The sequence below is a fragment of the Prevotella sp. P5-64 genome (genome assembly GCF_002251285.1).
Lineage (GTDB): Bacteria > Bacteroidota > Bacteroidia > Bacteroidales > Bacteroidaceae > Prevotella.
Window position 1 is genome coordinate 32538 of the sequence record NZ_NPJK01000013.1, and the last position, 16916, is coordinate 49453.

9 protein-coding genes are annotated in these 16916 nt (G+C 47.4%); 5 read left to right on the forward strand and 4 right to left on the reverse strand.

Features of this window, described 5'->3' with window-relative positions; genetic code table 11:
• Nucleotides 1–10 precede the first annotated feature (10 nt).
• The 4 genes from CIK87_RS03245 to CIK87_RS03260 all read right to left on the reverse strand — a co-directional run bounded on the left by CIK87_RS03245 (nt 11) and on the right by CIK87_RS03260 (nt 6655).
• Nucleotides 11–1075, reverse strand: a complete 1065-nt coding sequence (locus tag CIK87_RS03245) for a lipopolysaccharide assembly protein LapB (RefSeq protein ID WP_144008086.1) — start codon at nt 1073–1075, stop codon at nt 11–13.
• A 113-nt stretch (nt 1076–1188) separates the two neighbouring features.
• The gene (locus CIK87_RS03250; protein WP_094385422.1) at nt 1189–2424 is read right to left on the reverse strand and encodes a hypothetical protein; all 1236 of its coding nucleotides are present in this window, start codon (nt 2422–2424) and stop codon (nt 1189–1191) included.
• A gap of 28 nt (nt 2425–2452) precedes the next feature.
• Nucleotides 2453–5041 (reverse strand): DNA gyrase subunit A, encoded by a 2589-nt coding sequence (gene gyrA / locus CIK87_RS03255; protein ID WP_094385424.1) that lies wholly within the window; start codon nt 5039–5041, stop codon nt 2453–2455.
• A gap of 552 nt (nt 5042–5593) precedes the next feature.
• The gene (locus tag CIK87_RS03260) at nt 5594–6655 is read right to left on the reverse strand and encodes a hypothetical protein (RefSeq protein ID WP_022309591.1); all 1062 of its coding nucleotides are present in this window, start codon (nt 6653–6655) and stop codon (nt 5594–5596) included.
• Nucleotides 6656–6809: 154 nt separating this feature from the next.
• Between CIK87_RS03260 and CIK87_RS03265 the strand changes: the two genes are divergently transcribed.
• From CIK87_RS03265 to CIK87_RS03285, 5 genes are all read left to right on the forward strand, one after another.
• On the forward strand, nt 6810–8000 hold the full coding sequence (locus CIK87_RS03265) for an ATP-binding protein (RefSeq protein ID WP_022309590.1): 1191 nt from the start codon (nt 6810–6812) through the stop codon (nt 7998–8000).
• A 57-nt stretch (nt 8001–8057) separates the two neighbouring features.
• Nucleotides 8058–11654, forward strand: a complete 3597-nt coding sequence (gene nifJ, locus CIK87_RS03270; protein WP_022309589.1) for a pyruvate:ferredoxin (flavodoxin) oxidoreductase — start codon at nt 8058–8060, stop codon at nt 11652–11654.
• A gap of 215 nt (nt 11655–11869) precedes the next feature.
• Entirely contained in the window at nt 11870–13255 is a 1386-nt protein-coding gene (locus CIK87_RS03275) for a chitobiase/beta-hexosaminidase C-terminal domain-containing protein (protein WP_094385426.1), read from the forward strand.
• A 243-nt stretch (nt 13256–13498) separates the two neighbouring features.
• Complete coding sequence (locus CIK87_RS03280; RefSeq protein ID WP_094385428.1) at nt 13499–15187, forward strand: putative transporter; 1689 nt, start codon at nt 13499–13501, stop codon at nt 15185–15187.
• 97 nt (nt 15188–15284) lie between these two features.
• Nucleotides 15285–16673 (forward strand): threonine/serine exporter ThrE family protein, encoded by a 1389-nt coding sequence (locus CIK87_RS03285; protein ID WP_094385430.1) that lies wholly within the window; start codon nt 15285–15287, stop codon nt 16671–16673.
• The last annotated feature ends 243 nt before the right edge of the window (nt 16674–16916 follow it).

The following is a 16916-nucleotide window of genomic DNA, read 5'->3' on the forward strand; positions in this document are numbered from 1 at the left end:
GTGCTTATGTTTAGTATTTAATCAATTTCTTTATATTTTCGGCGCGTTTATCGTTGAGCGCATAATAAATCTGATACAAAGGCGGAGCCCAGTCCACCGTATGCCTTGCCGGGTCCAATTCTTTGGCGCGCTCGAGATATACCTTGCCCTCTTCAAGCAGGGAGTTTATTGAGTCTATCTGCACTTTGTCTTTATCCTCTTTGTGCTTGTCGCTCAACTGAATGGCTTTGGATGTATAGCAGATACCTACGTTATAAATAGCAGGGAGAAACAGCGAATCTTGGGCAATTGCGCATTTGAACGCATCTATTGCAGTATCCCACTGATGGAGTTGCATGTGTCTTTCGCCTTTCAGAGCCCAAAGCATCTTGTTGCGCGGAGAGTTTTCCAGTTCGTGGTCAACAAAATGAGCCAATTCATCGGCAAGACCCTTGTCGGAATAATACTGTATAATCAATTCCACATAGTTATGATTAGACCTGTCTTTCTCGTGAAGCGCCAAGAGAGAATTGATGTAGATTACCGCATCCTTTTCCGTCTTCATCAGCATCTTCATGCAATATATTTTCAGTTGGGCAGCGTCCTTGGCGGTCTCTATATGCTGTAGAGCCAAATCTGCCATACGTTCCGCTTTGCTGTAATCCTTTATACCATAAGCCATCTTGCCGGCACACAATGCCGCCGGACCAATCTCTTGCTTTGACTTATCGAATAAGGGATGATGCTGTGTATCAATGTACAACTGCAGCAAAGCCAGACCTCTGACCGGGTCCTTCCCCTGATAATATATACCACCATCAACCAATTTGCGTCTGAGTTTACCCACAACGGATGAATTTGTGTGACGATAACGCGGCTTCACCTTTCCCTTGGCATTGGGTTGACAGTCCAGACTGTCGCACTCTATACTTTTTTCTACTATCTTCTCGATAAGACTATAATAATAGGTACTGTCGCGGCATACGGGCAACTTGGCTACAAGCAACTGCAACTCTCTGTTTGCCTTGTCTGCCTGTGCTGCATGATTTACGTTATCTCCCCAGATGCTGCCGACGCAGCAAGAAAGGAACATCATAATCATTATATACGCATTTGTCCTATTATCTCTAATCATATCTTCAAACAATAAAAGGGTTGGCAACCTATTGATTAGGCGACCAACCCCGGTATTTATCAGTGATTAAACCTTTACTTAGTCAGTGCCTCAATTTCCTTTGTACGAGCGTCATCGGCTCCATAGAGCGTATAATAACACTGGTAGAGAGGATAGGTCCAGTTGGCGCGCTCACGGTTGGGGTCCAACTCACGAGCCTTCTCCAGGTAAGTTACACTCTCCTGGCAAAGAACCTTCTGCTCATTGGCGTTCTGGCATGCAGCAGCCTTGGCATTGATGCTGAATGCAAGATAGGTATAAATCAGCGCGTTGTCATTGGGCTTGATAGCGATGGCCTTCTTGAAGTTCTCAATGGCTACATCATACAATGCAGGATCCTGTGTGGCAGCATTCATGGCGTTCTGAGCCTTGAGAGCCAAAGCTGAATAGTCATTGGGGTTCAGAGCAAGGCGAGACTCGATGAGCTTGCTTGCACCGTCCTTGTCGCCCAAAGCCTGCAGTACAGCAGCGAGCTGGCTGAATACCATATCATTCTTGGGATCCTTCTCGTTGAGAGTCTTCAGAGTGTTGGCAAACTTGACAGAGTCCTCCTTGGTCTTCAGGTCCTGCGATGAGAGATAAATCTTGAGATTGAGGGCTTCCTTATAAGAAGCGGTGTCGTTGAGAGCGATGTCAACATATTTGTTGGCATTGTCCATATCCTTGTTCTGGAATGCAAAGACGGCAGCAACACGTGCAACCTCACCGAGATACTTATCGGGGTTGGCAGTGCGGTCAACCTCCTTGAAGAGAGGATGAGAGTAGCTGTCTACATAGAGAGAGAAGAAGTCAAAAGCAGCCTTCTTGTTGTCTGCGGGCTGCAGCTGGCCGGCGTTGATCAGCTCAGTACGCATGTTGACCAGCTTGTTCTGGTTGGCCTGATGGAACTTGGGCTTGATTTTACCCTTCTCGTTAGGCATATTGTCCCACTTGTCACACTCCATGGCGTTGGTAAAAGCCTGCTCAAGAGCTTTGTAGAAACCCAGTGTGTCATAAGCCTCATACTTGCCTGTATTCAACTGCTGCTGCAACTGATTGGCTGCGATGATTTCCTGCTCGTGATTCACCTTCTTCATGGCGAGGTCTACCAGGTAATTGTAAGCCTTGGCCTTCTCTGCTGCGTTGGCGAGAGAGTTCACGCTTGACTTTACCAGGCTTTGTGCCTCGTCGTAGGTCTTGGCCTTCAAGATTGCCTTCAAAGCCTCACTGTCGCCTGCAAATACTGTGGATGTGCCCAGCATCATCAACACAGCGATCAATAGTTTCTTCATAAAATTTAATTTTTAGTTTGTATTTGTTTTATTCTTCTGTAGGTTCACCATTTTCGATTTCATCGACCGGCATAGAGGTGTTGTCGCTCATGATTTCATCGTTCTTCTGCGACCAGGCAGCGCGGCTTTCTTCCTCGACAGTTGCCTCAAGTTCAGAACTCATTACCTTGCAAACGCTTGCAATGATGTCGTTCTTCTTGGCCAGGTTGATAAGTCTCACGCCCTGTGTGGCACGGCCCATTATGCGTACATCAGCCACAGCCAGACGTATGGTAATGCCGCTCTTGTTGATAATCATCAGGTCGTTTTCATCGGTTACATTCTTGATGGCAACCAGACGGCCGGTCTTCTCAGTGATGGCGAGGGTCTTGACTCCCTTACCACCGCGGTTGGTGATGCGATAGTCGGCCACCTGCGAACGCTTGCCGTAACCATTCTCGCTTACTACCATTACAGACTCCTTGTCGGCATCGTTGACCACAATCATTCCGATTACTGCATCGTCATCACCGTCGAGACGCATGCCGCGTACGCCGGTCGATACACGACCCATAGTGCGGATTGCATTCTCGTTGAATCTTACGGCTCTACCATTGCGATTGGCCAGAATGAGCTCGTTATGGCCATTGGTCAGGCGAACATCAACCACCTCGTCGCCCTCAGTGATGTGGATGGCGTTTACACCATTTGCACGAGGACGGCTGTAGGCTTCCAGACAAGTTTTCTTGACTGTACCGTTTGCGGTGGCAAAGACAACGTAATGGCTGTTCACAAACTCGGCATCCTCCAGACCACGACCGCGCAGACGCAGGAAGGCGTTCACAGCGTCATCGGGCTCAATGTTGAGCAGGTTCTGGATGGCACGACCCTTGGAGCTCTTGTCATACTCGGGTATCTCATAACACTTCAGCCAGTAGCAACGGCCCTTCTTGGTGAAGAAGAGCATGGTCTGGTGCATAGTGGCAGGATAGATATATTCGATGAAGTCCTTGTCGCGTGTCTGTGCGCCCTTGGCTCCTACTCCACCACGAGCCTGCTCGCGGAAGTCACTGAGCGGAGTACGCTTGATGTAGCCCAGGTGGCTCACGGTGATAACCACGGGGTCATTGGGATAGAAATCCTCGGCATTGAATTCGTGCTCGGCAGGAATAATCTCGGTACGGCGATTGTCGCCATACTTCTCCTTGACCTCCTGCAGCTCGTCCTTCATCACCTGTCTGCACAGCGAGTCGTCGGTGAGAATGCGGTTGAGGTAGTCTATCTGCTTCATCAGCTCGTTGTATTCATCGTGCAGCTGGTCGACGCGGAGGCCGGTCAACTGTGACAAGCGCATGTCTACGATGGCCTGAGACTGCAGCTCATCAATCTCAAAGCGCTTCTCCAGGTTGACTCTGGCTTCGCTGGGAGTCTTGCTGGCACGGATGATGTGTACGACTTCGTCAATGTTGTCGCACGCGATGATAAGTCCTTTTAATATATGTGCACGGTCCTGGGCTTTCTTCAGCTCAAACTTGGTACGGCGGATGGTAACATCGTGGCGGTGTTCAACAAAGTAATGTACGCACTCGCGCAGCGTAAGCAGGCGTGGACGTCCGTTGACCAAGGCGATGCAGTTGACTGAGAATGAACTCTGCAGGGCTGTCATCTTAAAGAGTTTGTTCAAGATGACTTTGGCATTGGCGTCGCGCTTTACATCGACAACGATACGCATACCCTGACGACCGGTTTCGTCGTTCACATTAGAGATGCCATCTATCTTGCCCTCCTTTACGAGGTCAGCGATATACTCTATCAGCTGCTGCTTGTTGACACCGTAAGGAATTTCGGTTACTACAATCTTGTCATGACTGTCATCGGTCTCTATTTCAGCTTTGGCGCGCATCACGATGCGGCCACGGCCGGTCTCATAAGCCTGCTTGACGCCCTCCAAACCATATATATAGGCACCTGTGGGGAAATCGGGAGCAGGGATATACTTCATCAGACCCTCGGTGTCTATATCTGGATTGTCGATGTATGCACAGCAGCCGTCGATGACTTCGCCCAGATTATGTGTGGGGATATTGGTTGCCATACCTACGGCAATACCGTTACCGCCATTGACGAGCAGATTGGGTATCTTGGTGGGCATAACCGAAGGTTCGACGAGGGTGTCGTCAAAGTTGTTGGTCATGTCTACCGTGTCCTTGTTCAGGTCATCCATCACGTGCTCACCCATTTTGGCAAGGCGGCACTCGGTATAACGCATAGCTGCAGGAGAGTCGCCGTCTACGCTACCAAAGTTACCCTGACCATCAATGAGCTTATAGCGCATATTCCATTCCTGGCCCATTCTGACGAGGGCGCCATAGACCGAGCTGTCTCCATGAGGGTGGTACTTACCCAACACCTCACCAACAACACGCGCACACTTCTTGTAGGGCTTGTCGCTGGTATTGCCGATGCCAAGCATACCATAGAGAATACGGCGATGTACGGGTTTGAAACCATCGCGCACATCTGGAAGGGCACGAGCTACGATTACCGACATTGAATAGTCAATGTAGGATGACTTCATCTCTTCCTCAATGTTGATCTTGATTATTCTATCATGATCGATTGTCTGATTTTCGTCCATTTACTTACTTATATTTATTCTAATTGTTTTGCTGACTTAAAATGGTCGAAATCGCATTTAAGGGCATTTATTTGCGTTCTAAGCGATTTTCCTATATTTTATCAGAGTTCAAAAGTACAAAAAAATATCTTTCCGTGAAAACAAATTATGCAAAAAATAGCGCATCGTTGATGAATTATAACATTATTAGCATCAACAAATGTGTTTTTTCGTATTATTTAATGGATAATCGAGTGTGCTGAGCCACGAACACAGTGCGATGATGAGATAATTGAACGTGGATAAAGAGTTCGTGTCATTGTGCCGACGAGTACCACAAGTCATTTGATAATTGATGGACGTCTGCGCATAATGTGAGTCCCCAGAACTTAGAGCCTACAGATGGTCTATGGAATGAAATTAAGGTAGGAAACTGTTATTTCAGACTTCGCATTAATCTTTTCAGAATTCCAATTTGCCATTTCGTGGTTTGAACACAAGTTTAAGACAACCTACGAGCGGATGTCTTACAATCGTGTGCAATTGTAGGTGACTGAAGGCGTCCTGTGTTCATTACCACACTGACGGATAGCAGTTTTCGGCAGTTGTGAGCACTCTGAAATGATACCCTCTGCTATATGAAATCTGCATAAGTTTGCGCGGGGCGGTCTGGGTTTGGTTAAATGACAAAGCCACATGGCCCATGGTGCGCCTGAGGTTGAGCTCCACGCACGGGTGCAGCTTTATGCCGTTTTCATCGACTATCATCATGTCTACGCCAAGCGGTCCGGTGTATTTTCCGACCATTTCATCGGTCAGGATGGCACATAGTTCATCTATGGCCGACTGCACCCGATGAAACGGGATATATTTGGAGATAATTTCCACCTTCTCCTCTTCGCTCGCAAGGATGTTCCCTACATACGAACCATTGGAAGACTGGAACACAGACAATCCCAAATACTCGATTCTATCGGGATAGGCGTACAGCTCTACTGCAAAATCTTTTATCTTGCGATAGTAGGGTTCGAGGGTCAATGCTCCCTGGCGCGCAATCACATTCTTGGCCCAACCGCGTTGGTGGGAAGTGAGTTGGTCGACATATCTGAGCCCACGCCCGCTACTGCTCCACGGCGCTTTCATTACATAAGTATAGCCGATGTTCTCAAGTTGGCTTATATTGTCAATCAGTCGAGAACTGCCAACTCGCTCGTCATTTGCTTCAGTGAGCTTTTTCAGCAGATTCTGGCCAGCCCACCAGCGGTGGCTCATCGCGCGGATGCTGTCAAGATATGCGTCGGTTGGCAACAGTTCCTTAGCGATTCCATTGCGCTCCAACTGAAAGCGCAAAGACCTATCCCATCCCCACGGACATATCTCTTCAAGTGGCGGAAGGTGCTTCAGGTCCTGGTAAGTCACAAAAGCCACATCATGGGCATAGCGACCCAGGTGTCTGACCCTGCTCAGTGCCGATGCGATATCATCGACAAGGACCATATCGCCATCCTCGGCCCACAGCGCAGGCAGAAAACCCAGGTCGGAGCGCATCTCGCGACCTGCATGCGGGGCCACGAAATTGAACATGTCAGATGCAAGTGCTATATCGTGCTCGGGGTTAAATATATGTAGCTTCATAACTGTTTTGTAAATTGTCCACAAAATTACAAAGTTTATTCTTTAGCAACGCAAAGAAGTGACAAAAAATACGAAATTGGAAATATTTTGTAAAGTTGAGTTTGCAATTTTGAAAATTAGTATTACCTTTGCATCTATATAAGTAAATCGATTTATGGAAGAGGCCTTTTTCCGCACCCATGCCAATTTGGTAGACAACACAAATGCTGCAGTCCGTCGTAATCTTATGGATGAGATTGACTGGAGCGACCGCTTGATAGGTATCAAGGGTACAAGGGGCGTCGGCAAGACCACCTTTCTCCTGCAATACGCTAAAGAGAAGTTTGGTGCAGCCGACCGCAGTTGTCTGTATGTCAATATGAACAACTTCTACTTCCAGGGCTTGGGTATAGCTGAATTTGCCGAAGACTTCGTTAAAAACGGTGGTCGTGTACTGTTGATTGACCAGGTTTTCAAGCAGCCCAATTGGAGCAGCGAGCTCAGAAAATGTCATGACCTTTTCCCCAATCTCAAGATAGTCTTCACCGGCTCGAGCGTGATGCGCTTGAAAGAGGAGAACCCTGAACTCAACGGCATCGTAAAGAGCTACAATCTGAGAGGCTTTTCATTCAGAGAGTTTCTCAACCTGCAGACGGGCAACGACTTTCGTCCCTATTCGTTGGGCGAGATTCTGAACAACCATGAGCATATCATCAAGACCATTCTGCCCAAGGTAAGTCCTCTCAAGTACTTTCACGACTATATCCATCATGGTTTTTACCCATTCTTCTTGGAACATCGCAATTTCTCCGAGAATCTCCTGAAGACCATGAACATGATGACCGAGGTCGACATCCTCCTTATCAAGCAGATAGAGCTGAAGTATCTTCACAAAATCAAGAAGCTGTTTTATCTCTTGGCTGTCGAAGGTCCCAAGGCACCCAATATCAGCAATCTGGCTGATGAAATACAGACCAGCCGTGCCACGGTGATGAACTATATCAAGTATCTGGCCGATGCGCGTCTTATCAATATCATCTATCCCGTAGGAGAGGAATTCCCCAAGAAGCCTACCAAGGTGATGATGCACAATAGCAATCTCATGTATGCCATCTACCCCATCACCATCGATGACCAGGAACTGATGGAGACATTCTTCGTGAACTCGTTGTGGAAGGACCATATCGTAAATCAGGCCAACAAAGACCACTTCTACATCGTAGACGGCGAAAAGCACTTCAGAATTTGCGATGCCCATGGTGAGCAGAAAATCAGATTCTCTCCCGACACCATCTATGCGCGTTATAATACTGAGGTGGGTAAGGAAAACCAGATACCACTATGGCTATTCGGCTTCCTATATTAATATAATAAGGTGTAAATATAAAAACGAACATACAAACTTTCATTAAAATTTAGAAAAATGGCTAAAGAAAAAAAGTTTATCACATGTGATGGTAACACCGCAGCGGCTCATGTAAGCTACATGTTTACCGAGGTGGCAGCCATCTACCCCATTACCCCATCTTCTCCTATGGCAGAACATGTGGACGAATGGGCTGCTAAAGGCCGTAAGAACCTCTTCGGTCAAAGAGTTTCTATTCAGGAAATGGAATCTGAAGGCGGAGCCGCTGGAGCTGTCCATGGTTCTCTTCAGGCTGGTGCATTAACTTCTACCTATACAGCTTCGCAGGGTCTGTTGTTGATGATACCTAATATGTATAAGATTGCCGGTGAGCTGTTGCCTTGCGTATTCAACGTATCTGCACGTACTCTGGCTTCTCACTCACTCTGTATCTTCGGCGACCACCAGGATGTTATGGCCTGCCGTCAGACTGGCTTTGCCATGTTCTGCTCTGGTTCTGTACAGGAGGTTATGGATCTTTCTGCAGTTCCTCACCTTGCCACACTTGAGACATCTGTTCCTTTCATCAACTTCTTTGATGGTTTCCGTACTTCTCATGAGTACCACAAAGTTGAAGAAATTGATATGGAAGATATCCGTCCTCTGGTTAACCCTGAGTATATCAAAAAATTCCGCGACCGCGCATTGTCTCCAGAGCGTCCCGTAACTCGTGGTACCGCTGAAAACCCCGAGACATTCTTCACCCATCGTGAGGCTTGCAATGAGTATTATGACAGAATTCCTGAAGTAGTTGAGAAGTACTGCGGCGAAATCTCTAAGATTACTGGCCGTGAGTATCACCTCTTCAACTATTATGGTGCAGAGGATGCCGAGAATGTTATCATCCTGATGGGTTCTGCTACAGAGCCTGCCCGTGAAGCCATCGACTACCTGAACAAGCAGGGCAAGAAGGTGGGTATGGTTGCAGTTCACCTCTATCGTCCTTTCTCTGTAGACTTCTTGAAGAAGGCTCTTCCCGCTACTGTTAAGCGCATTGCCGTGCTCGACCGTACTAAGGAACCCGGTGCAGAGGGCGAACCACTGTATCTTGACGTTAAGTCTGCTCTCTATGACGACGAGCGCAAGCCTCTCATCGTTGGCGGCCGCTATGGTCTTGGTTCATCCGATACTACACCTGCTAAGATTGTAGCAGTATTCAAGAACCTGGAATTGCCACAGCCCAAGAATCACTTCACCGTAGGTATCGTTGATGACGTTACATTTACATCTCTTCCCGAAGAGGAGGAAATCCCAATGGGTGGTGACGACCTGTTTGAGGCTAAGTTCTATGGTCTCGGTGCCGATGGTACTGTAGGTGCCAACAAGAACTCTGTACAGATTATTGGTAACAATACCAACAAGTATTGTCAGGCTTATTTCTCTTATGACTCTAAGAAGTCTGGTGGTTTTACCTGCTCTCACCTGCGTTTCGGCGACAGCCCAATCCACAGCGCTTATCAGGTAAATACTCCTAACTTTGTAGCTTGTCACGTTCAGGCTTACCTCCACATGTATGACGTTACCCGCGGTCTGCGCAAGAATGGCACATTCCTGCTCAACACTATCTTCGACGGCGAGGAGTTGGTTAACTTCATTCCTAACAAGGTTAAGCGTTGCTTTGCCAAGAACAATATCAAGGTTTACTATATCAATGCCACTAAGATAGCTCAGGAAATTGGTCTTGGAAACCGTACCAACACCATTCTCCAGTCTGCTTTCTTCCGTATCACTGAGGTTATTCCTTTGGACCTGGCTGTAGAGCAGATGAAGGCGTTCATCGTGAAGTCATACTCTAAAAAGGGTCAGGATGTTGTTGACCTCAACTTCGCTGCAGTTGAGCGCGGAGGCGAGTATAAGGAACTGACAGTAGACCCAGCATGGGCTTCTCTTGCTGACGAAGAAGGCAAGGAAGACAATGCACCTGCATTCGTTAAGGAGCTGGTTCGCCCTATCAATGGTCAGGCTGGTGACCTGCTCAAGGTTTCTGACTTCGTTAAGCATAACACTGTTGACGGAACATGGGCCAATGGTACCGCTGCATTTGAGAAGCGTGGCGTAGAGGCTTTCGTTCCCGTATGGAATGTAGAGAATTGTATCCAGTGTAACAAGTGTTCATTCGTTTGTCCTCACGCTGCTATCCGTCCATTCGTTCTTACCGACGAAGAGCTGGCAGGTGTTCCTGGCCTGGCTACTCAGGAGATTAAGGCTCCCGCTGCACTCAAGGGAATGCACTTCCGTATCGAGACTTCTGTTCTCGACTGTCTCGGTTGCGGTAACTGTGCCGATGTGTGTCCTGGCAAGAAAAACAAGGAAACCGGAGAACTCGAGAAGGCTCTCAAGATGGTTCCATTCAATGTTGACGCTCCCGCTATGGTTGAGGAAGCTAAGACATGGGATTACCTCGTACACAATGTTGCCTCTAAGCAGGATTTGGTAGATATCAAGCAGAGCCCCAAGAACTCTCAGTTCGCTCAGCCTCTGTTTGAGTTCTCAGGCGCTTGCTCCGGATGTGGTGAGACACCTTATGTAAAGCTCATTTCTCAGCTCTTTGGTGACCGCCAGATGATTGCTAACGCTACTGGTTGTTCTTCTATTTACTCTGCTTCTATTCCTTCTACTCCTTACACTACCAATGCTAAGGGCCAGGGTCCTGCATTCGACAACTCTCTGTTCGAGGACTTCTGCGAATTCGGTCTGGGTATGGCTTTGGGTAACAAGAAGATGAAGGAGCGCATCTGCCACCTTCTCGAGGAGGCAAAGGCTGATGAGCATGTACCTGCCCAGTTTGTTGCTGCAGCTGACAAGTGGATTGCTGCTAAGGACGATGCTGACGGCTCTAAGGAAGCAGCTGCAGAGCTGAAGCCTCTGATTGCCGCTGGTGCTGAGCAGGGTTGCCCTGTATGTCAGGAGTTGAAGACTCTCGACCACTATCTTGTAAAGCGCAGCCAGTGGATTATCGGTGGCGACGGTGCTTCTTACGATATTGGCTACGGAGGTCTTGACCACGTACTCGCATCTGGTGAGGATATCAATATCTTGGTTCTCGATACTGAGGTTTATTCAAACACTGGTGGCCAGAGCTCTAAGTCTACTCCACTCGGTGCTATTGCTCAGTTCGCAGCTCAGGGTAAGCGCATCCGCAAGAAGGATCTCGGTCTTATGCAGACCACCTATGGCTATATCTATGTTGCCCAGGTTGCTATGGGTGCCGACAATGCTCAGACATTGAAGGCTATCCGCGAGGCAGAGGCTTATCCAGGTCCATCACTCGTTATCGCATACGCTCCTTGTATCAACCACGGTCTGAAGCGTAAGGGCGGTATGGGTAGAAGCCAGAATGAGGAGAAACTCGCCGTTGATTGTGGTTACTGGCACCTGTGGCGCTACAACCCACTGTTGGCCGATGAGGGCAAGAACCCATTCACGCTTGATTCTAAGGAGCCTAACTGGGCTGACTTCCGTGACTTCCTCCTTGGAGAGGTACGTTATCTGAGCGTTCAGAAGGCTTATCCTAATGAAGCAGAGGAACTCTTCTCTCAGGCTGAGCGTATGGCTAAGCTCCGTTATCGCAGCTATGTCCGCAAGACTCAGGAAGACTGGAGCGAGATTATCTAATCTTGAATTGATACACCTTATATAATATATAGGGATACTGATGAAGGGAGGTTTGCCAATTGGCAAGCCTCCCTTTTCAATTATCCTCAGCCTAACTTATTTCATAAACATTAAAATTGCATATATCTTGAAAATAATGTACTTTTTACTTGTTTGTGTCATAGATAACCACTAACTTTGCAGTAATATAACTTAACCCTTTAACAATAAACATTATGACTAAACTTTTACGCTTATTGACATTAACTATGCTTATCCTCGTATGTGGAGGCATTAATGCACAAACGACAATTACATTTGATTCAAAGACTGACAAGGCCAGTTCTGCTCAGTCAGGTGCCGTTTCCCTTACCAAAGATGCAGTTACAATTAATGCTGAAGAAGGTATATTGGGCAATGGAAAAGAATACCGTTTCTATAAAGGTAAGAAAGTTACTCTTACCACTACAAAAGACCAGATTCTTTCTGTCGAATTTACATGTACCGCATTAGGCAAAGAAAAATACGGTCCAGGCTGTTTTACTGCAGCATCTGGCGAATACAATTTCTCTGGCAAGGTTGGAACTTGGACCGGCGCAGCAAGTTCTGTTGTTTTTACCGCTACCGGAAATCAGGTACGTGCTACCAAGATTGTTGTCACTATTGGAAAAGCTGACCCTACAGCAGTTAAAGAGCCAACAATTACCGGTAACGCCACTTTTGAAACCTCTACCACTGTAACTATTACAGGCCCAGAGGGAGCTGACATATATTATACTACTGACGATAGGACTCCCACAACAAGTTCGCAGAAGTACACTGCACCTTTCTCTTTGACAGAGAGCACCACCGTAAATGCTATAGCTGTTAAGGGTGGCAAGTCGAGCAATGTTGCCAGCAAGGACTTTAGCAAGATTACTTGCACAGACGCTACCTTAGAGGAAGTAGTTGGATGGACTGCCGACAAGACTTATGTGAAGCTCGCCCTCAACAACGCCAAGGTGATATACGCTGATGGCAACACAGTCCATCTGCGCGAAAACGGCAAGTGCCTTATGCTTTACAATGTAGGCATCCTCGCCCTCACCCTCAACTCAACGGTAAGCGGAAGCATCAAGATGAACTTCAAATCCTACAATGGCATCCCCGAAATGATGAAAAATGAGTTCACCAATGCCGGTGACCTTTCCATTACCGCTGGCTCTTCTCTGGAATTGGACGCTACTGTAACTACCGTAGAAGACCTCCTCGCCAAGAAGAACCTCTGCGACTTGGTACTTCTTAAGAATGTCACCGTAACCGCAGAAGTCACAGGCAAGGATGCCAAGTATTTCATCGTGAGTGGTGCCAAAAAGATTCAACTCTGGGGTAACCAGAATCTTAGTGCTGTAGGCGTAGGCAAGTCTTTGGATATTTATGCTCTTTGCAATAGTATCTATTCTAACAATGTCCAGATTAAGCCTGTAAAGGTTGGCGACATCACCCTGGGTATCAACAACACTATCGTGGTTGAGAGCAAGAAGCAGGGCATCTACAACATCAATGGTGTTAAGATGAGCGAGGGTCAGACCCTTCCCGCTGGCTTGTATATCAAGAACGGCAAGAAAGTAATTGTTAAATAACACATATTTTTTCCTAACTCACACCTTACCAGCTGTCTCTACCCTTGTAGAGGCAGCCATTTTATTCATTATTGTCACGGCCGATAGCAATTATCGAGTTTTTTTCTATTCTTGTGTTCGTGAGATTTCATAAATATAAAGCCGCCAATACGCCAAATCTCCGTACCTTCGCAGCCAAAATGGGACAACTTTCCATTATAGGTTTCCATCTGCAATAGATAGCAAATAATAAACATAATAAAAATGGAACTACTTCACAACCTTTTCATGGGCTTCCCCAATCTTTGGGGCGGCGGTGTAGCTCACTCAGTAATGATTCTTTCGCTTGTAATATCCTTGGGATTATTATTGGGCAAGATCAAGGTCGCCAACATTTCTTTGGGACTGACCTGGGTATTGTTTGTCGGAATTACCTTTGGTTATTTCTGTTTTAATCTTGATGAGCATCTGCTCCACTTCCTCAAGGAGTTTGGCTTGATTCTCTTCGTCTATTCTCTCGGCCTCCAGGTAGGTCCAAGTTTCTTCTCCTCGTTTGGCAAAGGTGGTCTCAGGCTCAATATGCTTGCCATATCGACCATCGCGATAAGCATTGTTGTCACCATCATTCTATTCTATACCACAGGCACTCCTATCACCACCATGGCAGGTATCTTGTCTGGTGCCGTGACCAATACGCCTGGACTGGGAGCTGCCCAGCAAGCCAATAGCGACCTCAATGGAATAGACGCCCCCAGCATTGCCGCCAGCTATGCCGCTGCTTATCCTATCGGTGTTATCGGCGCCATACTTATCTTCCTTCTCTTGAAGTATATCCTTTGCATCCATACCGGTAAGGAAGAAGAGGCAGCCAAGCGAGGTCTCGGCGCTACTGAAGAACTGACCGTCCGTCCATTCTCCGTATGCGTGAAGAATGAGCAGATTGTCGGAAGAACCGTGCGCCAGATAGCTGAAATCTCGCAACGAGATTTTGTCATCTCTCGTATGTTTGTAAATGGAGCCTCCTCCCCCACCGATGTCATTAACGGCTCGACCGTGCTGAATCTCAATGACAAACTGCTCATTACAGCTGCCCCACGTGACATTGAAGCTATCATCGCCTGCCTTGGCGAGCCCACTACTGTAGACTGGGAGAAGTGTGACAAAGGCCACATCTCACGCCGTATTCTTATCACGCGTCCCGAAATCAATGGAAAGACATTGGCCCAACTCCGCATACGCTCTCTCTTTGGAGCCAACATCACCCATGTTTACCGTTCTGGTGTAGAACTCGTTGCCGCACCCCACCTCCAGCTTCAGATGGGCGACAAGGTCACCGTCGTAGGTAGCGAACTGGCCATCAGCCATACCGAGAAGCGTTTGGGCAATTCCATCAAGCGTCTCAACATCCCCAACCTCATTCCTATCTTCCTGGGTATTGCGCTCGGCTGTTTTGTTGCCAACATTCCCTTCTATCTCCCCGGAATCCAGGCTCCACTTAAGCTCGGACTGACGGGTGGCCCGTTGGTTGTAGCCATCCTTATCGGTTTCTTGGGTCCCAAATTCCACCTGATTACTTACAATACCATCTCTTCCAATCTGATGATACGAGAGATAGGATTGTGTATCTTCCTTGCCTGCGTAGGTTTGGGAACCGGCAAAGAGTTTATAGATACCGTCTTCAATGGCAACGGATTGGCCATGGTGGGTTATGGAGCCATCATCACGATGCTTCCACTCCTTATTGGCGGACTCATCGGCCGTTATGCCTTCCACCTCAACTACTACACCCTCATCGGAGTTCTGGCAGGCGCCAACACCAACCCCCCAGCCCTGCGTTATGCCAACGACCTCACCGCAAGTGATTCTCCTGCTGTAGCCTACTCCACGGTATATCCCTTTGCGATGTTCCTCCGCATTATCACCATTCAGATATTAATATTGACTTTAGGATAAAACTATATGCTGAAAATTATTGCCGTCGATGTGGCGCTATTGCTGATTATCGTTTATGGCGTCATTCAGTTTAGAAAAAATAAGAAAAACGACAGACATGGTTGAAACTTCTTCACTTATCACCCATCCCGTAACGGATGACGAGCGTTTGGTTCACCACAAATTGGATTTGCTGTTACGTACCGGCTGTATTCTCGTTGAAAATGCAGCCGACACCAGCCGCATCATCCGCACGATGAAGCGAGTGGCTATGTATCTCTGCATCCCCATCGAGAATCTGCATATTTACGTCAATTACAATATGCTGATGGTCAACCTTAGTGATGTCGAAAAGTCTTACACCAAGTTCCAGCGAGTAGACAAGCATGGCGTCAATCTGGATGCCATCCGAGAGGTTAGCCATCTCTCCTGGGACTCTATTCGTAAGAACCTGACTTTGGAGGAATACGAGCGACAGCTTACAGAGATACACCAGCGCAAGCGCAATTACACCCCTTGGCAGGTAGCCATCGGAGGAGGACTGGCGTGCGGCGGCTTCTGCATCCAGTTTGGTTGCGACTGGACGGCATTCTTCTATGCCTCCATTGCAGCCATATTGGGCTTGCGTCTGCGTATGTTCCTCAATTCCAAGGGCTCCAATGGATATTTCAACATCGGCTTGGCAGCTTTTGTATCCACGCTGTTGGCATGGCTCTTCGCCTTGATTTCCACCCGGTCTGGCATTTCCTTCTTGGAGTCCTCCACCCCATGGCATCCGCTTTTGGCCTGCGCCTTGTTCATCGTTCCCGGCGTACCGCTCATCAATTTCGTAAGCGACATGCTTTCAGGCTTTACCCAGGTGGGTATCACCCGAGCCACCAACACGCTGCTTATGCTTTTTGCCATGGCTTTCGGCATAGCCTTTGCCATCCAGTTTTGTGGCATCGACAATTTTGTCCACGACTTGTCCATGATTCCCCATCACACCTATGATGAATACATGCTGGCTGCTGCTATCTCGGCTATCGGTTTCTCCATGATATTCAATGTACCTCGCCACATGATGCTCTTTGTAGCCCTTGGAGGTATAGTAGCTGTCTGCACCCGCAATTTTGTCAATCTTGGAGCCAGTTCAGGCAACGTCGGATTGGATATGGGCCTCATCGTAGGCTCCTTTGTCGGGTCTGCAGTGATTAGTATCATCTGCTGCTTCATGGTACGTCGCCTGCACACTCCCCACCAGTGCCTGAGCATACCCAGTGTCATACCTATGATTCCTGGAGTGCTGATGTACAGAGCCCTGTTTGCCTTCATCAATATGCATGGAGTTATAGGCGAAGTCACCGTGGCGATGAACAATGCCATCCACGCATCGCTAATTATCCTGTTTATCGCTATTGGTGTGGCCATACCCAATATATTCTTCAGACGGATGATTAATCCCAAGCGGGAGCAGAAGCTGATGGAGCTGCTGCTCATCCGCAAAAATCAGATGGCTGACAAATAAACCCAAATCGGTCATTAGAAAAAGTTTCTTGTCATTTTCTAATGACCGCCATTAGAAAAACAGCTTTGTATATGCTTGATTTATAAATATTTACTAACTTTACCACGAAAAAAAGGATATACTCCGATGCGAAACTGTGACATAAAGTTTGTAAATAAGGAAATAACACCTTTTGGTGGTCTTTCCCTGTTCTTCAAAATGCTTGAGAAATGCCATTTTGAAGAGCATGTTATGCAAAGTGGT